Annotated in this window: 18 protein-coding genes; 8 read left to right on the forward strand and 10 right to left on the reverse strand. The window is 74.3% G+C overall.

Annotated features, from left to right (window positions below; translation table 11 throughout):
• The first annotated feature begins 8 nt into the window (after positions 1-8).
• Complete coding sequence (locus IG63_RS0107120) at positions 9-839, forward strand: patatin-like phospholipase family protein (protein ID WP_030483684.1); 831 nt, start codon at positions 9-11, stop codon at positions 837-839.
• Positions 840-858: 19 nt separating this feature from the next.
• Here the strand turns inward: IG63_RS0107120 and IG63_RS0107125 are convergent, their stop codons facing one another.
• The gene (locus IG63_RS0107125; protein WP_030483685.1) at positions 859-1,122 is read right to left on the reverse strand and encodes a GlsB/YeaQ/YmgE family stress response membrane protein; all 264 of its coding nucleotides are present in this window, start codon (positions 1,120-1,122) and stop codon (positions 859-861) included.
• Positions 1,123-1,215: 93 nt separating this feature from the next.
• Here IG63_RS0107125 and IG63_RS0107130 point away from each other — a divergent pair, with 93 nt between their 5' ends.
• Complete coding sequence (locus tag IG63_RS0107130) at positions 1,216-1,995, forward strand: VldE C-terminal domain-containing protein (RefSeq protein ID WP_084596794.1); 780 nt, start codon at positions 1,216-1,218, stop codon at positions 1,993-1,995.
• Between the two features lie 34 nt (positions 1,996-2,029).
• Here the strand turns inward: IG63_RS0107130 and IG63_RS0107135 are convergent, their stop codons facing one another.
• Both IG63_RS0107135 and IG63_RS0107140 read right to left on the reverse strand, forming a co-directional pair.
• Complete coding sequence (locus IG63_RS0107135; RefSeq protein WP_030483687.1) at positions 2,030-3,781, reverse strand: DUF429 domain-containing protein; 1,752 nt, start codon at positions 3,779-3,781, stop codon at positions 2,030-2,032.
• Positions 3,778-5,310, reverse strand: a complete 1,533-nt coding sequence (locus IG63_RS0107140; RefSeq protein WP_030483688.1) for an LLM class flavin-dependent oxidoreductase — start codon at positions 5,308-5,310, stop codon at positions 3,778-3,780. Before IG63_RS0107140 ends, IG63_RS0107135 begins: the two co-directional genes overlap by 4 nt.
• 51 nt (positions 5,311-5,361) lie before the next feature.
• Between IG63_RS0107140 and IG63_RS0107145 the strand changes: the two genes are divergently transcribed.
• Positions 5,362-6,333: a quinone oxidoreductase family protein gene (locus IG63_RS0107145; protein ID WP_030483689.1), complete on the forward strand. Its 972-nt coding sequence runs from the start codon at positions 5,362-5,364 to the stop codon at positions 6,331-6,333.
• Positions 6,334-6,361: 28 nt separating this feature from the next.
• On the opposite strand, the gene IG63_RS0107150 is transcribed toward IG63_RS0107145, so the two are convergent.
• The 3 genes from IG63_RS0107150 to IG63_RS0107160 all read right to left on the reverse strand — a co-directional run bounded on the left by IG63_RS0107150 (position 6,362) and on the right by IG63_RS0107160 (position 8,416).
• Positions 6,362-7,411, reverse strand: coding sequence for a serine hydrolase domain-containing protein (locus IG63_RS0107150; RefSeq protein ID WP_051706332.1), 1,050 nt, complete (start codon positions 7,409-7,411; stop codon positions 6,362-6,364).
• A gap of 18 nt (positions 7,412-7,429) precedes the next feature.
• Entirely contained in the window at positions 7,430-7,810 is a 381-nt protein-coding gene (locus IG63_RS0107155) for a hypothetical protein (RefSeq protein WP_030483691.1), read from the reverse strand.
• 93 nt (positions 7,811-7,903) lie between these two features.
• The gene (locus IG63_RS0107160) at positions 7,904-8,416 is read right to left on the reverse strand and encodes a C40 family peptidase (protein ID WP_084596796.1); all 513 of its coding nucleotides are present in this window, start codon (positions 8,414-8,416) and stop codon (positions 7,904-7,906) included.
• Between the two features lie 459 nt (positions 8,417-8,875).
• On the opposite strand from IG63_RS0107160, the gene IG63_RS0107165 reads away from it, so the two are divergent.
• The 5 genes from IG63_RS0107165 (at position 8,876) to IG63_RS0107185 (ending at position 14,353) form a co-directional block, all read left to right on the forward strand.
• Positions 8,876-10,222: an iron-containing alcohol dehydrogenase gene (locus IG63_RS0107165; protein ID WP_245604357.1), complete on the forward strand. Its 1,347-nt coding sequence runs from the start codon at positions 8,876-8,878 to the stop codon at positions 10,220-10,222.
• A gap of 58 nt (positions 10,223-10,280) precedes the next feature.
• Positions 10,281-11,642 (forward strand): MadS family sensor histidine kinase, encoded by a 1,362-nt coding sequence (locus IG63_RS0107170; protein WP_030483694.1) that lies wholly within the window; start codon positions 10,281-10,283, stop codon positions 11,640-11,642.
• A complete protein-coding gene (locus IG63_RS0107175; RefSeq protein WP_281174275.1) occupies positions 11,639-12,361 on the forward strand; it encodes a MadR family response regulator transcription factor in 723 nt (240 codons plus the stop codon). Before IG63_RS0107170 ends, IG63_RS0107175 begins: the two co-directional genes overlap by 4 nt.
• A gap of 14 nt (positions 12,362-12,375) precedes the next feature.
• Positions 12,376-13,665 carry a nickel-dependent lactate racemase gene (gene larA / locus IG63_RS0107180; protein WP_030483696.1) on the forward strand — a complete coding sequence of 430 codons (1,290 nt, stop codon included), beginning with the start codon at positions 12,376-12,378 and terminating at the stop codon, positions 13,663-13,665.
• Positions 13,666-13,771: 106 nt separating this feature from the next.
• Positions 13,772-14,353: a class I SAM-dependent methyltransferase gene (locus IG63_RS0107185; RefSeq protein WP_211249244.1), complete on the forward strand. Its 582-nt coding sequence runs from the start codon at positions 13,772-13,774 to the stop codon at positions 14,351-14,353.
• 97 nt (positions 14,354-14,450) lie between these two features.
• Here IG63_RS0107185 and mftM read toward each other — a convergent pair whose 3' ends face one another.
• The 4 genes from mftM to mdo all read right to left on the reverse strand — a co-directional run bounded on the left by mftM (position 14,451) and on the right by mdo (position 19,569).
• On the reverse strand, positions 14,451-15,395 hold the full coding sequence (mftM, locus tag IG63_RS0107190) for a mycofactocin oligosaccharide methyltransferase MftM (RefSeq protein ID WP_084596798.1): 945 nt from the start codon (positions 15,393-15,395) through the stop codon (positions 14,451-14,453).
• The gene (locus IG63_RS0107195; protein WP_030483699.1) at positions 15,392-16,945 is read right to left on the reverse strand and encodes a VWA domain-containing protein; all 1,554 of its coding nucleotides are present in this window, start codon (positions 16,943-16,945) and stop codon (positions 15,392-15,394) included. The genes mftM and IG63_RS0107195 overlap by 4 nt, the downstream gene beginning before the upstream one ends.
• 24 nt (positions 16,946-16,969) lie before the next feature.
• The gene (locus tag IG63_RS0107200) at positions 16,970-18,163 is read right to left on the reverse strand and encodes an AAA family ATPase (RefSeq protein WP_051706334.1); all 1,194 of its coding nucleotides are present in this window, start codon (positions 18,161-18,163) and stop codon (positions 16,970-16,972) included.
• Between the two features lie 113 nt (positions 18,164-18,276).
• Complete coding sequence (gene mdo / locus IG63_RS0107205) at positions 18,277-19,569, reverse strand: NDMA-dependent methanol dehydrogenase (RefSeq protein ID WP_030483701.1); 1,293 nt, start codon at positions 19,567-19,569, stop codon at positions 18,277-18,279.
• Positions 19,570-19,652: the final 83 nt, after the last annotated feature.

Here is a 19,652-nt window from a genome sequence, read left to right on the forward strand (position 1 = left end):
TTGCCCGCGTGGAGACGCGTGCGCTCGTGCTCGGTGGCGGCGGCATCACCGGCATCGCCTGGATGCTCGGCCTGCTCAAGGGACTGCAGGAGGCCGGGGTCGACCTGGTCGGGGCCGACACGGTCGTCGGCACCAGCGCCGGCTCGGTCGTCGGGGCGCAGGTGACCTCGGGGCTGAGCGTCGAGGAGCTGTACGCCGCGCAGCTCGAGCCCGCCGACCGGGAGATCGGGGCGTCGCTCTCGCGGCTGACGCTGCTGCGGATGCTGCCGCCCCTGCTGCTGCCCGGCTCCGGCGCCCGCAAGCGGGCCCGCGTGGGCCGGCTGGCGATGCGGGCGCACCCGCCGGGCGACGACCGCCGGGTCGAGGTGATCCGCTCGCGCATCGGGCTGGGCGACTGGCCCGAGCGCGACCTGCGGGTGACGGCCGTCGACGCCGAGTCGGGGGAGCCGGTCAGCTTCGAGCCCGGCGGCCCGGCCGACCTGGTGCACGCCGTCGCGGCGAGCTGCGCCGTCCCGCTCGTGTGGCCGCCGGTCACCATCGGCGGCCGCCACTACGTCGACGGCGGGGTGCGCTCCACCGCCAACGCCGACCTCGCCAAGGGCGCCGACCGCGTCGTCGTCCTGGCGCCGCTGCCGCAGGCGCTGACCAAGCGCTCCTCGATCCCGGCCCAGCTGGCGCGCACCGGGGCGCGGCACACCGCCGTGGTCAGCCCCGACGCGCAGGCGCTGGCCGACATCGGAAAGAACGTGCTCGACCCGGCGAAGCGCGCGGACGCCGCCCGAGCGGGCCTGCGCCAGGCGGCCGACGAGGTCGACGCCGTGCGTGACGCCTGGGGCTGATCCCGCCCCACCTCCGGGGTCAGCCGAGCTGCTTGCGCCGGCTCCCCGTCAGGGCCTCGGCGGTGCCGACCAGCAGCACCGAGGCGACGACGGCCAGGACGAAGCCGAGGATGTTGAGCTCCCAGATGGACCCGGTGCCGAGCACCCAGGCGATGGTGCCGCCGATGATCGAGCCGACCATCCCCAGCCCCATGGTCGCCAGGATCCCGAGGTCCTGCCTGCCGGACTTGAAGAGCCTCGCGAGCGCTCCGATGACCAGCCCCGCGATGATGAAACCGAACATGGTGACCTCCCTCGTCGTGCTGCCACGCTAGCCGAGCGGTGGTCGCCCCTCGGGCCGCCGCGAGCGGCTTGGAGGACTCCGGAGACTGGCGGCATGCCCGCCCGTCCGCCCGCCCGCCGAGCCGTGCCGGTGCTGCCGGTCGTCGCGGTCGTCCTCGCCGCCGGCCTGGTCGCCGGCCTGCTGGTGGCGCTGCAGCGGCCCGAGCTGCTGAGTCGCGCGGTGCCGGGGGTGCCCGACTGCACGGTGCGCGTCGGCGACACCGAGGTCGGCCTCGACGCCGACCAGGCCGAGCGCGCGGCCTCCGTCGCCGCCCGCTCGATGCGGCTCGACCTGCCGCAGCGCACCACCACGGCCGCCTTCACCGGTGAGCTGGAGCTCGACGAGGACGACGCCGCGGCCGTCGCCGCCGCGCTCAAGGGGGCTCGACCGGGCTCGCTGACCTGCCTGGCCGGCGGGGCCGACGAGCCGGAGCCCGACGGGCTCGACGAGCGCGGCCTGACCGGTCGCGCCGCCGCCGTGCGCGCCGACGTCCTCGAGGCCTTCGGCGACCAGCAGCTCGGCGGCTTCGCGCCCGGCGGGGTCAGCGACGGCCACATGCCGGGCTCCGCGCACTACGACGGCCGTGCCGTCGACATCTTCTACCGCCCCGTCGACGAGGCCAACCTGCGGCGCGGCTGGGCCACCGCGCACTACCTCGTCGCCCACGCCGACCGGCTGGCGGTCGAGACGGTGATCTTCGACGGCCGGATCTGGACCGCCCGCCGCGCGGTGCAGGGCTGGCGCGACTACACCCCCGACACCTCCGGCCGCTCGCCCGAGGTGGCCGCCATCCTGGAGCACCGCGACCACGTGCACGTCGACGTGGCCGACTGAGGCAGCCTCCGCAGCCGGCCCCTCAGCTGGCCCCTCAGCCGCCCCGCAGCCGCGCCAACCGCTCCCGGAGGCGCTCGACGCGGTGGGCGTTGTCGGGCAGGGCGACGTAGTCCTCGCCGTGGGAGAGCAGCAGGGCGTCGTCGAGGCGGCGTACGGCGCCGGGCGGGTAGCGGTAGTCCATCCGGGCGGCGATCTCGTCGTCGTCGACCGAGCGCAGCGTCTCGCCGAGGGTGCTCAGCGAGGTGATGCCCAGGCCGCGCAGCAGGTCGGCCATCCAGGCGTAGTGGTCGGTGCGCGACCAGCCGGCGTCGTCGTACTGGCCGGCGAGGAAGGCGGCGAGCTCGCGGGGCTCGATGCTGTCGGGGTGCGCCGCCGGCGGCGGGGGTACGGCGCGCAGCGTGCGGCGGATGGTGGCGAACTCCTGGTCGGCGAGCTCGAGCAGGCCGGCCGCGAGGGTGAAGCGCCGGTCGAAGTCGCGGGCGTGCTCGGGCGGCACCGTGCCCTTGTAGCGGATGTCGTGCTCGAACTCGGCCCAGGCGTGCTGCAGGACGGTGCGGATCTGCACCTGCGCGATCAGCCCCTCGGTGGCCTCGTCGTCGTCGAAGGCCAGCAGCAGGTGGCGGCTGGCGTAGCCGAAGCGGCCCTCGCCCGCAGTCTCGCGCCCCCAGTCGCGGTCCTCGAGCACCCGCGCCTGGTCGTGCAGCAGCTCGGCGACGGCGGCGACGTCGGCGTGCACGTAGGTGATCACGCGCAGCCCGACCTGGTCGGTGATCCGGGTCATCGGGTCGGGGTAGAGCCGCTCCCCCTCGGGGCCGCGGCGCTGCGCCTTCTCGGCGAAGGACGCCACGGTCTTGGTCCGGCTGGTCACCGAGAGGTAGTTGATGCCGCCGTCGTCGAGCACGTCGGTCACCCGGGCCGCGAGGACCGGCTCGGCGGCCAGCAGCCTGGGTCGGCGCCGGGCGTACTCCGCCACCGCCTCCAGCGGGTCGGTCGGCGAGGAGACCGGCTCGCGGTCGCCGCGGGGCGTCGGCTCGAGGTCCGGGGGGAGCGTCGGCGTCACGATGACGCCGGTGTCGGGCGTGCCGTACGCCGTCACGTCGTCGGGGCGGCGGGTGGCGAAGAGCGCGACGTAGGCGCAGACCACGGCGTCGACCTGGTCCTCGACCACGCGCAGGTCGGCCTTGCGGGTCGCCTGCTCGGCGGCGGTGCGCAGCGCCTGCCAGCCGGTGCCCTGCAGCTGCAGCGCGGGCTCGGCGTCCGAGAGCCCCTCGACGAAGCCCATCAGCGCGAGCAGCTCGCCGCGCAGCAGCTCCAGGTCGCGGCCGGTCTTCTGCTTGTACTTCAGGGTGCGGCCGAGGCCGAAGAGCGCGATCGTGGCGGCGTGGGGGTAGACCTCGAGGGCGTGGCTGGCACCCCGCGCCGGGTCGAGCGAGAGCCCGAGCCGCGCCGCGAGACGACCGCCCCGGGTGCCGTCGGCGAACTCCGGCTTGGCGGTGTTGCTCGGGTGGGCGCCGGCGTCGAAGCGGGCGAAGTCGGCGTTGAGCTCCCGCTCCGCGGGCCGGTTGCCGGTCGGGTTGGTCACGATCAGCGGTGCGTCCACCGCCACGACGCAGGGGCCGCTGGCGTAGGGCGAGACCAGCGCCAGGATCTCCTCGTCGGTGCGCACGGAGGCGACCTCGACGAGCCGCCCGGCGTCGTCGAGGACGGCGACCCCCGTGGGGCGCCGGTAGCCCCAGGCCAGGTCGAGGCCGACGAACCGGGTGCCGTCGCCTGCGGGTGCGCTCATGCCCCCACCATGCCGTGCACGGCCAGGGGGTGGTGCAGCTCGGTCTCCTCGTAGCGCAGGTGCGAGAGCAGCGTGTCGGTGAGGCGGTCGACCTCGCTCGAGAGCGCCTCCAGGGCGGCGGAGGCGTCGCGCGGGGCCGCGGAGACCAGCGCGACCAGCCGCTGGTCGACCCGCTCGAGCACGTCGTGGATCACGTGGTGCTCGGCCTCGAGCCGCTCCACCACCGGCACCGACGCGGGGTCGCGGGAGGCGAGGTGAGGCAGCATCGAGCGGTCCTCCAGGGTGTGGTGGCCGGTCACGATCCGGCAGTAGGACTCGCAGTAGGCACCGAGGGTCCAGTTGTTCTGCCGCATCGTCATGGTGTTGATCGTGGAGCGCGCCTGCCCCACCTGCAGCAGCCCGCGGCGTACCTGGTCGACCACGTCGCGCAGCTGGTCGAGCTCGGCCCGCAGCGCGTCGTGCACCTCGACCAGGTGGCGCGCGGTGGCCAGCCCCTGGGGGGTGTACGTCGCTCCCGGCGGCACCGGGTAGCGCGGCCGCGTCGACTCGTCCCAGGCCCCGTCGTTTGCCCCGTCGTCGGCCGCGGGGCGGGTCTCGACGAGCTCGACCGGCAGTGGTGGCTCGACCGGCGGTGCTGCGGCGCCCGACCGCAGCGCCCGCTCGGCCTCGACCTGCTCGCGGACGGCGGGGGCGACCTCGGTGGCGAAGCGCCGGACGTCGTCGGGGGAGTCGGTGCCGAGCACGAAGGTGCCGATGCCCTCGTCGAGGGCGAGCCCGGCGAGCTGCTCGGCCCAGTCGGCCGGCGTGCCCTGCAGGAAGTCGCGACCGGTGCCGAAGCGGCCGACGACGTTGTACATCCGCCGCACCGCCTGGGGGCCGCGGCCGTTGGCGGTGGCCCGCTCGTCGATGCGTGCGTTGAGGTCGCCGAGCGCCGGCGGGTCGGTGTACCCCATCGAGGGGATCCAGGCGTCGGCGACGTCGGCGGTCACCCGCAGCATCCGTGGGCCGTAGGCCCCGAGCCAGAGGGGAAGCGGGCGCGAGGGCACCGGGCCCGCCCGCAGCCCGCGGACGGCGTAGTGGTCGCCGTCGAGCCGCACGCTGCCCCCCGCCCAGCACGCCCGGATGACCGCGACCGCCTCGACCAGCGCGTCGACCGCCTCGCCGGGGGTGCGCCGCGGTCCGCCCGCGGCGACGATCGCGTCCCAGAAGGCGCCCGCTCCCAGGCCGAGCTCGACCCGGCCGCCGGTCAGCAGGTCGAGCGAGGCGGCCCAGCCGGCGAGCACGACGGGCGGGCGCAGCGGGAGGCTGGCCACGTCGGGCGCCACCGTGATGGTCGTGGTGCGGGCCCCGATGACCGAGAGCAGCGTCAGCGCGTCGAGGTGGGCGGCCTGGTAGGGGTGGTCCTGCACCGCGACGAGGTCGAGGCCGGAGACCTCGGCGAGCTGCGCCAGCTCGAGCACGTGGTCGGGCGCCGAGGCGGCGGGAGTGGGGAAGAGCCCGAAGCGGAGGTCGTGGCCGTAGTCAGGCACGGGGCCACCCTAGGGCGTCCCCGGTGCCGGCGAGCGTGGCAGCATCGCCGCATGCGAGCTCTGGTCGTGACCCGGTTCGGCGAGCCCGACGTCCTGGAGCTGCGCGACCTCCCGGACCCCGCACCCGGGCGGGGTGAGGTGCTGGTCGCCGTCGCCGCGGCCGGGGTCAACTACATCGACGTCTACCAGCGTCGCGGCGTCTACCCGCTCGAGCCCCCCTTCGTCGCCGGCTCGGAGGGCGCGGGCACGGTCGTCGCGGTGGGCGACGACGTCGCGTCGCCCGCGGTCGGCGACCGGGTCGCCTGGCTGATGGTGCCGGGTGCCGGCTACGCCGAGCGCGTCGTGGTGCCCGCGGAGCGCTGCGTGCCGGTGCCCGACGACATCGACGACGAGACCGCGGCCGCGGTGATGCTGCAGGGGATCACCGCGGAGTACCTGACGCACGCGACCCACCGCGTGCAGGCCGGCGACCACGTGCTGGTGCACGCCGCGGCCGGAGGGGTGGGGCAGCTGCTCACCCGCGCCTGCGTCGCGCTCGGCGCCACCGTGATCGGCACCGTCTCGACCGCCGAGAAGGCCGCCGTCGCGCGCGCCGCCGGTGCCCGGCACACCGTCGACTACATCAGGGAGGACGTCGCCGAGACGGTCGCCCGCCTGACCGACGGCCGCGGCGTGCGGGTCGCCTACGACGGGGTCGGGGCCCCGACCCAGCAGGCGAGCCTCGACAGCCTCGGACGACGGGGCACCTACGTCGTCTTCGGCCAGGCCGGGGGCGCGCCGGCGCCGGTGGAGGCCAAGACGCTCAGCGCACGCGGCTCGCTCTTCTTCACCCGACCGACGGTCGTCGACCACGTCGTCGAGCGGGAGGAGCTCCTCGACCGGGCCGGCCGGGTCTTCGGCTGGCTGCGCGACGGGACCCTGTCGGTCGCGATCAGCGCCCGGTACCCCCTCGCCGACGCGGCGCGGGCCCAGGCCGACCTCGAGGGACGCCGGACCGTGGGCAAGCTCCTCGTCATCCCCTGACCCCTGATCCTGAGCCCACCGCTCCTGGCTACGGCGCGACGACGCCGGCCTCCTCGAGCACCGCGTCGCGCAGCGCGAAGGCGGGGTCGCGCTCCTCGGTCTCCTCGACGTTGCACAGCGCCACGACGGTGAGGTCGCGGTCGGGCCAGTGGTTGACCACCGCGCTGACGCCCGGGTCGCCGCCGCCGTGCCCGAAGCGTCCGTCGGGGTGGAGGACCAGCCCGTAGCCGTAGGCGAAGCCGTCGCCGAGGTCGGCGTGACGCTGCAGCGCCGCCGCGGTCAGGTCACCGAGCAGGCTGCCGTCGGCGATCGCCCGGCACAGCCGCACCAGGTCGAGGGCGGGGTGCACGCAGCCCCCGTCGCCGCCGCCGACGACCGGCACGCTGTGCACGTTGGTGCGCCCCGAGGGCAGGTAGTGGAGTGCGGCGTCGGGGCGGGGGTCGTCGGAGCGGTCGAAGCCGCTCGCGGTCGTGCCGGCCCGCCGGAGCACCCGCTCGCTGACCACCTCGGTGCAGGGACGGCCCGTCAGCTGCTCGAGCAGCTCGCCGAGCAGCACGTAGCCGGCGTTGGAGTAGCGCCACGTCTCACCGGGCGGGCCGTACGCCGGGAGGTCGGCGTACAGCGGCAGGAAGTCGACGGGGCGCTCGACGCTGCCGGGTGGGGTGGTGCGCCACAGCGCGCCGTAGTCGGTGCCGGCGTTGGGGAGCTCCTCGTCCTCCTCGAAGTAGTCGGCGATCCCCGAGGTGTGGCTGAGCAGGTGGTGCACGGTGACCCGGCGGTCGAGGTCGCGCGGGGCGCGGTCGGCCGGCACCACCTCGTGCACCGGGGTGTCGAGGCCGACCCGGCCGTGCCCGACCTGGTCGAGCACGGCGGCGGCGGTGAGCATCTTGGTGACCGAGGCGGTCTGGAAGCGGGTGCGGGGGGTGACGGGCAGGCCGTTGGCCCGGTCGGCGAGGCCCAGGCAGTGCTGCACCACCGGGCTCCCGGCCTCCGCGAGCAGCACCGTGCCGGAGACACCGTCGGCGGCGAGCGCCTCGAGACGGTCGCTCAGCCGGGCACGTGCGTCGTCGTCGAGCATGCGACCAGCATGTGGGGGCTACGGCTGGGGCAGCAACGCATTAAGCGCGTCGAGCACGGGCCGCAGCGTCAGGCCGTCGGCGACGGTGACGTCGACCCCGGCGTAGCGCAGCCCCACCAGCGTCGCGGTGATGAGGGCGAGCACCAGCGCGGCAGCCGAGCTGGCCCCACCGGCGACACCGGGGCGGCTGGCCTTGGCCAGGCCCACGACCGAGAGCACCAGCGCGACGCCGCCGAGCAGGACCGCCAGGCCGAGCCCGTCGGTCCAGAGCGTGCTCAGCGCGCTCGTGACGGCGCAGACGAGGCCGAGCGTGGCCGGCACCGTGGTGCGCGCCGGCACCTGCGGGGAGGCCTCGAACAGCTCGGTGATCGCGTCGCGCTCCAGCCCCCGTGTCGTCATGGGAGCAGGCTAGGGACGCACGGGCCCCACGCCCGGACGGCGCGCCGCCGGGCGGGGGGTGTGAGTGGGGCCGGGCGTGGGACCGGTCCGGGGTCAGCCCGCGGGCACCCACTGGTGGCGCACCGGGCGGGGCTCCTTGCCGCGGAAGGTGGCGGCGAACCAGCTCGAGGTCCACGGCACGGCGCGGGTGACGCGCTTGCCGCTGCCGGGGGCGTGCACCATGCGGATCTTGCCGCCGCTGCGGCCCAGGTAGATCGCGGCGTGGTAGACGCGGCCGCCGGAGTGGAAGAACATCACGTCTCCCCGGCGGAGCTTGGACTTGCTGATCTTGCGGGCCGCGCCGGCCTGCGCCGCGGAGGTGCGGGGGATCTTGATGCCGGCCTTGCGGAAGCTGTACTGCAGCAGGCCCGAGCAGTCGAAGGCGTCGGGACCGGTGCCGCCCCACCGGTAGGGGTCGCCCAGCTGCTTGAGAGCCACGCCGGCGGCCCGGTCGGCCGCCCCGCGCTTGGCTGCGTGGGCGTCGCCGACGGGGCTGAGGAGGACGAGGCCGACGGCGAGGAGGAGGACGAGCAGCAGGCGTGCGGGGACGCGGACGTGCGAGGACATGGGTGCCTTTCCCACGCCTGCGAGGTGAGCTGTCGGGTTGGAGCCGGGAAAGTGCTCCGCCGCTGCTCGCGCAGCGACTTCACCCCTAGCGACGCGCGCCCGGAGCTGGCCGGACCTCTGCGTCGCGGTGGAACCGTGGTTCCCCCACTCCTGCCCCGTCGTGTGTCGGACGGACCCCCGGCACCGGCGGGCAGGACTCGGCGTACCGGACGGGGGGGTGCGCTCTGCGCCCGAGAAGCGTAGGCGGTGTCGTCGCAGGGGGTCCAGGGAACCCCGTAACTGGGACATCGCGGGCGCGCACCCTGGTCGTTCGGACAGGTGCGGGTGCTCCGGGGCGCGCCTAGCCTGGGGTCGACCCGGAGGCGCAGGACCGGGGCGAGTTGGCCTGCCCGGCGCTCGACCTGCCTTCTGCCAACCTCCGGTCGCTACTGTGCGCCGGACCAGCGAGAGGACGCCGCCGTGAGCACTCCCACCACCCTGCACCCGGGTGGTGTGGCGCGCCGGCGTGGGTCGCCGGCCGCCGGCGTGCGCCGCGCGACCGCCAGGCGCCTCTCCGAGGTCGTGCCCCCCGTCGCGCCCCCCGTCGTGCCCCTGACCGACGAGCTGGTGCTGGGCGGGCTCCCCGGCGCCGACGACGCGGAGGCCGACCTCACGCTCGCGTCGGTGGTCAAGTTCCACGCCCCCGAGGTCGTCTTCGGCCTGGGCGCGCTCGACGAGGCGGGCTTCGCCGCGGCGCGGCTGGGGGCACGGCGCCCGCTCGTGGTCACCGACCCGGGTCTGCTGGAGGCCGGCTGGGTCTCGGTGCTCCTCGACCGGCTCCACGAGGCCCGGCTGTCGCCGCAGGTGTGGTCGGCGGTGACCCCCAACCCCAAGGACCACGAGGTCCGCGCGGCGTACGACTTCTACGCCGGGCAGGAGTGCGACGTCATCATCGCCATCGGCGGGGGCTCGTGCATCGACGCCGCCAAGGGCGTGGCGATCCTCTCCAGCAACCTCGGCGACATCCTCGACTACGCCGGCGTCGACCAGGTGACCAAGCCGATCCCGCCGCTGCTGATGATCCCGAGCACCTCCGGCACGGGCGCCGACGTCTCGCAGTTCTGCATCGTGACCGACACCGAGCGCTCGGTGAAGATCACCATCATGGGCCGGGCGCTGGTGCCCGACATCTCGCTCACCGACCCCCGGCTGCTCACGACGATGCCCGACGCGCTCAACGCCGCGACCGGCCTCGACGCGCTCACCCACGGCATCGAGTCCTACGTCTCGCTCGCGCACAACCCGCTCGCCGACATCCACGCGCTGAGCTCGGTGCGGCTGGTCTGCGGCCACCTCCGCACCACCATCGACGACCCCACCGAGGAGCGCGCGCGGGCCAAGATGGCGCAGGCCAGCCTGCAGGCGGGGCTCGCCTTCAGCAACGCCATCCTCGGCGCCACCCACGCGATGAGCCACCAGGTGGGCGGCCTGCTCGACGCCCCCCACGGCGTGGTCAACGGGGTGCTGCTGCCCCACGTGATCCGCTACAACGCGCAGGCCACGCCCGACCGCTTCGTCTCGCTGGCCACGGCGGTCGGCCTCGAGGTCGGCGCGATGCCGGGCGCCGAGGCCGCCGAGCTGCTGGCCGACCACGTACGCCGCCTCGCCGACGACGTCGGCGTCCCGCGGGGCCTGCGCGACCTGGGCGTGACGGAGGCCGACGTGCAGCAGATGGCCCACACCACGCTCGACGACGCCTGCCTCACCACCAACCCGCGGGAGGTCGACGAGGCGGACGTGAGGCGGCTCTTCCTGGGCGCCCTGTGAGCGGACCTGTGAGCGGACCTGTGAGCGGACCTGTGCGTGACCCCGGGGGCAGGACACGATGAGCCCGCGCTCCCTCGACCCGCGCCCGGAGCTCGCCCGGCTCACCGGGATCCGGTCGGGCAAGCGCTCCTACTACCGCGCCTACGTCGCCTCCGACGAGCGGATGCAGCGCGCGGTCACGGCGATGGACTCCATCTCGCGGGCGCTGGTGCGCACCGTCGAGGGCCCCCGCGGCCTGCTCGAGGAGGTGGTGCGGGCGGCGTCCGCGCACCTGGAGGCCGACTGGACCCTGCTCGCGCTGGAGGACCGCCAGCTGACCGGCGCCCGCCCGCGCTTCGTCGCCGTCGACCCTGGCGGGCGGGTGCACGACGCGGAGACCTCGCTGCCCGCGTCGGTGCGCCAGGTGCTGGCGGCGGTCCGCTCGGGGCGCCACGCCGAGGTCGCCCGGCCCAGCTGGGTGACGGTCCCGATGATGCTCGAGGGACGCCGCATCGGCAGCCTGGTCGCCCACCACGGCCTCGCCGACGAGCCCGAGCCCGGCGACCTGGCGGTGGTGCGCATCCTGGCCAACCAGGCCGCGGTGTCGCTGCACACCTCCGAGCAGTACCAGGCGGGGCTGTCGCTGCACCGGCGCGCCCAGCGGCTCTACGACGAGGCGACGGCGCAGTCGCACGACCTGGCGGCGCGGACCCGCGAGCTGCGCGAGGTGGAGCAGCGGCTGCAGCTGGCGCACCAGCGCGAGCTGCTCGACGGGGAGCGGCACCGGATCGCCCGCGAGCTGCACGACAGCGTCACGCAGTACGTGCTCTCGGCGGGCATGGCGGTCGAGGTGGCCCGGGGCGACGCCGAGGCGCTCGGGGCGACGTCGGTGGTGCGCGAGCTGGTCACCGCCAAGCAGCTCTCCGGCGAGGCGGTCGAGCAGCTGCGGCGGGCGATCTTCGCGCTGCACCAGCCGCACGGCGACCAGGTCGCCTCGCTGCCCGACCTGGTGCGCGAGGTGGCGGCCCACCACGAGGGCCGGCTCGACGTGCGGGTGCGCCTGCACGGGCGGCCCCGCGCGCTGGCCGACGCCGGTGACCACGAGGTCGCCCGCGCCGTGGGCGAGTCGCTCTTCAACGTCGTGGTCCACGCCGGCGCGAGCCGCGCCTCGGTGCTGCTGCGCTACCGCGACGACGAGCTGCTGGTGAGCATCTCCGACGACGGACGGGGCGACCCCGCCGCGCTGCGCCGCCTGCTCGAGCTCGAGCGTCGCGGCACCGCCGACGGCCGGCACCGCGGCCTGGCCAACATCGAGTCGCGGATCGTCGACCTCGGCGGGGCGGTGGCCTTCCGCCGCGCCCGCCTCGGCGGCGTCCGCGTGGAGCTCCGGCTGCCGCTCGGCGCCGTGTCCGAACCCGTCCCCGACCGGGAGGTCCCGTGATCGACACCCCTGTGCGCCCCCACCGGAGCGCCGACCAGAGCACCGCGCGTCGTCCCGAGGAGGGTGACGGCGGCACCGCGACCATCGACATCATGCTGGTCGACGACCACGCGATCGTGCGGCAGGGACTCTCCAGCATCCTGCAGCGCGAGCCCGACCTGCGGGTCGTGGCGGAGGCCGCGTCGGCGCCCGAGGCGATGACCGAGGTCGAGCGGGCCAGGCCCGACATCGTGCTGATGGACCTCAAGCTCTCGGCCGCCTCCGACAGCGAGGGCATCGACCTGTGCGCCGACCTCACCGCCGCCCATCCGGGCCTGGGCGTGCTGGTGCTGACGACCTTCCTCGACGACCAGCTGGTGCTGCGGGCGATCCGCAGCGGCGCCAAGGGCTACGTCGTCAAGGACGTCGACACCTCCCACCTGGTCCGCGCGATCCGTGACGTCTCGCGCGGCGAGAGCGCCTTCGACGCCCGCTCCGCGGCGGCGATGGTGCGCGGCCTCAACGCGCCCGCCCCCGACCGCAGCGCCCGGCTGACCGCCCGCGAGCTCGAGGTGCTGCGGCTGCTCGCCCACGGCATGTCCAACCGCGACATCGGCAAGGAGCTCTTCGTCTCCGAGACCACCGCGAAGTTCCACGTCGGCAACATCCTGCGCAAGCTCAGTGTGTCCTCGCGCGCCGAGGCGGTCTACGAGGCGTCGAAGCTGGGGTTGCTGACGTAGTGCAGGGTGGGGCGATGGGCACCGACACCATCACCGTCCGACTGGCCTACGGCGAGACCGGCCTCGAGGTCGACCTGCCCGCTGACCGCACCACCGTGGTGGAGCCGACGTACGTCGCCGCGCCCGACGACCAGGTCGGCCTGCTGCGCCGGGCGCTGCGCGAGCCGGTGACCGGCCGGCCGCTGCGCGAGCTGGTCTCGCCCGGGCAGACCGTGGCGATCTCGATGTGCGACGGCACCCGCCCGCAGCCGCGCCACCTGATGATCCCGGCGGTGCTCGAGGAGCTCGACGGCATCGTGCCACTCAGCGACGTGGTGGTGCTCGTGGCCACCGGCACCCACCGCGGCAACAGCGAGGCCGAGCTGCGGCGCATGCTCGGCGACGAGGTCTACGACGCGGTCGAGGTGGTCAACCACGACGCGCGCGACGACGCCTCCCTGGTCTGGCTCGGCCGGCACGGGCGCGACGTGCCCGTCCACCTCAACCGCCGCTGGGTCGAGGCCGACGTGCGCGTCACCACCGGCTTCGTCGAGCCGCACTTCTTCGCCGGCTTCTCCGGCGGGCCCAAGCTGGTCGCGCCGGGTCTCGCGGGCCTCGAGACCGTGCTGACGCTCCACGACGCCGCCCGCATCGGCGACCCCCGGGCCACGTGGGCGATCTGCGAGGGCAACCCGGTGCACGACGACATCCGTGCCGTCGTCGAGGCGGTCGGGCGGGTCGACTTCGCCCTCGACGTCGTGCTCAACCGCGACCAGCAGGTCGTCGAGGCCTTCGGCGGACCCACCTCCGCGATGCACGCCGCGGCCCGGGAGGCCTCGCAGCGCCTGGCGATGCAGCCCGTGCCCACGGCGTACGACGTGGTGGTGACGACCAACTCCGGCTACCCGCTCGACCAGAACCTCTACCAGGCGGTCAAGGGCATGTCGGCCGCGATGACGGTCGTGCGCCAGGGCGGCACCATCGTGTGCGCCGCCGAGTGCCGCGACGGCTTCCCCGACCACGGCTCCTACCGCGAGGTGCTGGCCTCCGAGAGCTCGCCCGAGGCGCTGCTCGCCGCGATCGCCGCCCGCACCGAGACCGTGCCCGACCAGTGGCAGGTGCAGGTGCAGGCCAAGGTGCAGACCCACGCCGACGTGGTGGTGCGCTCCGACCACCTCGACGCCGCCGCGCTCGCCACCGCCCACCTCGGCCACACCGACGACGTCGCCGAGACCGTCCTCCGCGCCCTCCACGACGCCGGCCCCGACTCCCGCGTCTGCGTGCTCCCCGAGGGCCCCCAGACCATCCCGTACGTCGACGCCTGAGGCGGGTGGTGGGGCGGGACGCCTTGTAACGCGGTGTTATCGCATGTGAACAAGGCCTGTGCGGGCGGATCGACGCAGCAGCACCGCGGCAGATGAGGAGATGTGCGTGAGCGCGGCGGACTTCTGGAACGAGCAGGCGGCGGGCTTCGACGACGAGCCCGACCATGGCCTCGCCGACCCCCGCGTACGCCGGGCCTGGCGCGAGCTGCTGCGGGCGCACCTGCCGGCCGCGCCTTCGGACGTCGTCGACCTCGGCTGCGGCACCGGCTCGCTCGCGGTGCTGGTCGCCGAGCTCGGCCACCACGTGCGGGGCCTCGACGTGGCCGACCGCATGGTCGCCGCCGCGCGGCGCAAGGTGGCCGCCGCCGGCGTCGAGGTCGAGCTGGTCGTCGGCGACGCCGCCCGGCCGCCGTACGCCGCCGCCTCGGTCGACGTCGTGCTCTGCCGGCACGTGCTCTGGGCCGTGCCCGACCCCGTCGAGGCGCTGACGAGGTGGGCGGGGCTGCTGCGGCCCGGCGGCCGGATGGTGCTGGTCGAGGGCCGCTGGCACACCGGGGCCGGCCTCGCCGCGGCCGAGGTGAGCCAGGCGCTCACGGCGATCGGGCGCCGTCCCGCGGTGCGGGTGCTCGACGACCCGGCGTACTGGGGTGGCCCGGTCGAGGACGAGCGCTACGTCGTCCTCGCCTGACGCATCTGCCGCGGTGCTGTGCACCGGAGGGGCCTGCACAGCCCTTGTTCACATGCCATGACACCGCGTTACATGCGCGTGCGCCTCAAGCCCGCAGCTACACGTCGAGCACCAGCCAGCCGCCGTGGTGCTCGTGGACGGTGTACGCCGCGCCGCTCGCGGCACCGGCGGCGTGGAGGTCGTCGAGGCCGACGGTGCGGACGTGGCCCCAGGTCTCGTCGGCGACCTCCTCCAGCGGCACGGCGACGATCACGCGGCGGCGGGCCAGGCGGAGGGCCTCGGCGAGGATGCGGTCGCCGGTGGCGGCGTCGACGTGCTCGAGCAGGTGCACCGCCAGCACGGTGTCGGCGGAGCGGTCCGGCGCGGGGAAGCGAGCGGCGTCCGCGGCCACCGTGCGGAGGTCGCGGCCGAGCGCCGGGGCGACCGCGCCGAGCAGCCGCATCGTGGCGGGGGTGACGTCGGAGGCGGTGACGGCGTGACCGTGGCCGGCCAGCCGCAGCGCGAGGAAGCCGAAGCAGCTGCCCAGCTCGAGCACGCTCCCGGGGCCCACGAGCGACTCGGCGTGGCGGTAGACCGGCGCGTAGCCGGCGATGCCGCCGTGACCAGTCACCAGGGAGGGGGCCGGGGAGGGGGCCTGGGAAGGGGACGTCGCCGAGGCGTCGAGGCGCAGCAGGGTGTTGCGGTAGAAGTGCAGCCACCCGACCAGCGGGTCGGGGTGCAGGCTGCGCACCAGGCCGGTGAAGACCCGCTCGAAGAGCTCGGAGCCGCGCAGCCAGCCAGGGCTGAACAGCTCCTCCGCGAGCAGGCCGCCCAGGTCGTCGTCGACCTGGGTGGGGATGAGCCGGTGCTCGACGTGCACCCGGTCGCCCACGTGGCGCAGGTCGAAGTGGCGGGTGCGCACGGTGTCGCGGGTGCGCCGGCCGAGCCCGTCGGAGGCGCGCACGTGCACCAGGGCGTCGACGTACGACGTGCCGACCAGCGGCCCGAGGGGGTCGATCGGCGGTGGGTCCGCCGTCGCCGGGCCCACGGGGTGGGTGGTCACCGCCGGCCCGCCCCGGCGCCCTCGGCCAGCGAGGTGGTGACCCGCTCGAGCCCGTGCAGGTTGCGCACCACCTGCACCCGCGAGCAGTGCTCGGCGTACTGCGGCAGGTCGCAGGAGCCGAGCGTCCAGGAGTAGCGCGGCTCGGGGGTGAGCCAGATGGTGTCGCGGGCGCGGCGGGTGATCTCCTCGAAGACGCCGAGCCGCGGGTCGTGGGTGTTGCCGCGGCCGTCGCCGAGCACCACCACCGTCGTACGCCGGTTGATGGCGGAGCCGAACTGGTCGAGGAACTCGCTGAAGGCGTGGCCGTAGTCGGAGTCGGCGTCGACGTCGAGCACGCCGCCGGCGGGCAGCCCCGACATCACCAGCGACAGCGCCTCGTCGATGCGGTGCTCGCTGAAGAGGTCGGTGATCTCCACGACGTCCTTGACGAAGGCGAAGGTGCGCACCGAGCTGGCCACCGACTGCAGGCTGTGCACCAGGTGGAGGGTGAACTTGGAGGTGGCCCGCACCGAGAGCGACACGTCGCAGAGCACCATCAGCCGCGGCCGGTCCTCGACCTTGCTGACGGTGACGGGGCGGAAGGGCACCCCGTCGTAGCGCATGTTGGAGCGCATCGTGCGGCGGCCGTCGACCACGCCGCGGGAGGCGACCTTGCGGCGGGGTCGCGGGGCGCCGTGCAGCGAGCGCAGCAGCCGGCGCAGGCCCTCCTCGAGCTCGGCGCGGGCCTGCTCGTCGACGACCTCGGCCTGCGCCGCCTGCACCTCGCGGGTCTCCACCTCGCGCTCGAGCTGCAGCAGCCGCTCGAGGTGGTCCTTGAGCCGCTGCGGCAGCTGGTCGAGCCAGGGGGCGAGGGCGGCGCGCAGCCGGGCGAGGTCGTCGGAGGCGTCGCCCTGCGCGGCGTCGTCGTCCTCGTCGGGCAGCTTGTCGTCGAGCCACGCCAGCAGCGCCATCTCCTCGGCCACGGTGAGCTCGGTGTCGAGCTGCAGGCCGGGCGCGGCGACGAGGTCGCCGGGGGCGCCGGGGTTGTGCATCCGCGACGTCGAGATCTGCACCCGCGCGGCCTCGCCCATGCCCGGGTCGCTCTCGTTGGAGAGCACGATCTCGTCGGTCATGCCGGCCATGTCGAGGCGGTTGGCCTCCTGGTGCAGGTTGTACTGCTGCGCCATGTCCTCGGGGTCGAAGTACTGCCGGATGTCCTCCGGCTTGCCGTGGGAGTGGCCCTGCTGGGGGTTGTCGCCGGGGTTCTCCGAGAGCGTGAACTCCTCGAGCCGCCCGTCGTCGGCGAGGTCGTCGTGGGCGTGCGAGTGCCCCTCCTCGACCTGCTCCACCACCGCGCGCAGCCCGAAGAAGCGGTCGAAGACCCGGTCGTAGGTGGCGAGGTCGCGCCGGTCCTTGACCAGGGTCACCGCCAGAGCCGACCTCAGCACCTCGCGGTCGGCCAGCACCCCGGGTTGGGCCGCGGCCTCGAAGGCGTCGACCACCTCGGCCACGCTGACGCGCAGGCCGTGCAGTCGCAGCAGCCGCACGAAGCGGTGCAGCGCGCTCTCCATGCCGCCCTCCCTGCTCCGCGCGCCTCAGACGGGGCGCTTGCGGGCGCCCTTGCCCCGGGCGAAGGAGCGGCTGCCCTGGCTCGGGCTGACCGCCCCGGGCGCCGGTCCCTTGCCCGGGGCGCCGTAGTAGGCGTCGTCGTGACGGCCCGGGGTGTCCTTCGACGCCCGCAGCTCGCGGCCGTCGACGTCGGCGTCGTCGTGGTCGTGACCGCCGTGCCCGTGGCCGTGGCCGTGCCCGTGGCCGTGCCCGCCGAGCGAGGTGGGCACCTGCGCGTTGGGGTCGACCAGGTTGGGCAGGGTCTGCAGCGCGCGCTCGAGGTCGCGCTCGTACTTGATGACGACGTTGAGCGTCGAGGCGAGCACGTCGGCCTTGAGCTCGGAGACGCCGAGCACCGCGAGGGTGCGGGCCCAGTCGATCGTCTCGGAGATGCTCGGCGCCTTGCGCAGCTCGAGCTCGCGCAGCCCTCGCACGATCTCCACCAGCCGCGTGGCGAGCTCCTCGGTCAGGCCGGTGTCCTTGCTGCGCAGGATGTCGAGCTCGCGCTGCGCGGTGGGGTAGTCGAGGAAGAGGTGCAGGCAGCGCCGCTTGAGCGCCGCGGAGAGGTCGCGGGTGTTGTTGGAGGTGAGCACGACGTACGGCAGGTGCTTGGCGCGCACGGTGCCGATCTCCGGGATCGAGATCTGGTATTCCGAGAGCAGCTCCAGCAGCACCGCCTCCAGCGCCTCGTCGGCCCGGTCGACCTCGTCGATCAGCAGCACGACCGGCTCCTCGGAGGTGATCGCCTCCAGCAGCGGCCGGGGCGCCAGGAAGCGGTCGGAGAAGAAGACGCTGTCCTGGGCGGCGATCCGCTCGACGGCCTCGCCGATGGTGGAGGTGTCCTCGACGATCTGCCCGATTTTCTCGCGCAGGATCTGGGTGTAGAGCAGCTGCTTGCCGTAGTCCCACTCGTAGAGCGCCTTGGTCTCGTCCTGGCCCTCGTAGCACTGCAGCCGCAGCAGCCGGCGCCCGGTGACGGCGGCCAGGCTCTGCGCCAGCTGCGTCTTGCCCACCCCCGCCGGCCCCTCCAGCAGCACCGGCTTGTCGAGCCGGGCGAGCAGGAAGACGGTGGTGGCCAGCCGCTCGTCGGTGAGGTACCCGTGGTCGCGGAAGCGCTGTGCCACGTCCTCGACGTCGGCGAAGGCGGACGGGTCGGGCAACGGTTCGTTCACGGCGTGCACCGGGGTTCCTTCCGGGGAGGTGGATGACGGGGCGGTGGATGACGGGGCGGTGGATGACGGGGCGGTGGGTGCCCCAGCTCTGCCTGGGACACCCACCGCCGGGGGGACGGACCTCAGCCGAGCAGGTCGTCCAGGTCGCCGGTCATGCAGTGCTCGACGACGGGGCGGACCGTCTCGAACGTGCACTCCTTGGCGTTGCCCGGGGTGCAGGCGTCGCCGAGGACGTGGTTGGTGATGCGGTCGACGTCGGCGTCGTCGCCCGTGATGACCTTCGCGTTCTCGTAGAAGGCGGTGGGGCCCTGGCCCAGCCGGTTCTTGGAGTAGGTGTCGGCGGTGACGTCGACGAAGCGCTCGGTGATGCCGACGTCGCGCAGCAGCCGGATCGCGGCCTCCAGCGCGGCGTCCGCCGCCTGCACGTCGGTCATGCCGTGGGTGTCGACGCCCATCGCCCGCGCGATGTCGGCGAAGCGCTTGTACTGCGTGGGCATGTTGAAGGCCCACACCCGCGGCAGCGCGATGGCGTTGTTGAGGCCGTGGTGGGTGTCGTAGAAGGCCGACACCGCGTGGCTGATGGAGTGGATGATGCCGAGCCCGCCGGAGTTGAAGGCCTGGGCGGCGATGTACTGCGCGTACATCATCCCCTCGCGACCGGCCAGGTCCTGGCCGTTCCAGACCGCCTGGCGCAGGTGGTCGTTGGTCAGCTTGATCGCGCGGATCGCGTTGCCGAGCGACGGCTCGAAGTTGAGCCGCGAGACGTACGGCTCACTGGCGTGGGCGAGCACGTCGAAGCCGCACTGGGCGGTGTAGTCGACCGGGCAGTCGTAGTAGAGCACCGGGTCGTCGATCGCCAGGGTGGCCACGGACGCGTCGTCGAAGGCGACGTACTTGTGCGGGTTGTCGGGATCGGTCGTGGTGTCGGTGATGACGTAGGCCCACGAGGTCTCCGAGCCGGTGCCGGCGGTGGTGGAGACGGCGATGTGCGGCGGGTTCTTCGGGTTCTCGGACATGTTGAAGCCCTCGAACTCGTTGACGTTGCGGCCGTCGTGCGCCACCGAGACCCGCGCCCCCTTGCAGGCGTCGTGCGAGGAGCCGCCGCCGATGGAGACGAAGGAGTCGCACTGGTTCTCCTGGTAGAGCGCGACGGCGTCCATGACGTTGTAGTCCTTGGGGTTGGACTCCACCTTGTCGTAGACCACGACGTCGAGGCCGTGGTACTTCATCGACTCCGCGACGTTGTTGACGATGTCGGTGCCGCGCAGGCCCGAGGTCATGATGAGCGTCTTCTTGAAGCCGAGCTTGAGGGCCTCGGGACCGATCATCTCGTGCGCCCCCGGGCCCATCAGCGCACGCGGGAACGGGTGGAACTCCTTGATCGGGAAGGGCTTGAGCAGCTGGTCGACCTGCATGGGGCGTGCCTCCTGGTGTGGTGCGCGGGGGTCCGTCCCGGGGGTCGGTCCGGGGCTCTGCCCGCCGTCGTGTCTCTGTCGGT

The sequence above is a fragment of the Nocardioides aequoreus genome, assembly GCF_000720335.1.
GTDB classification, from domain to species: domain Bacteria; phylum Actinomycetota; class Actinomycetes; order Propionibacteriales; family Nocardioidaceae; genus Marmoricola; species Marmoricola aequoreus.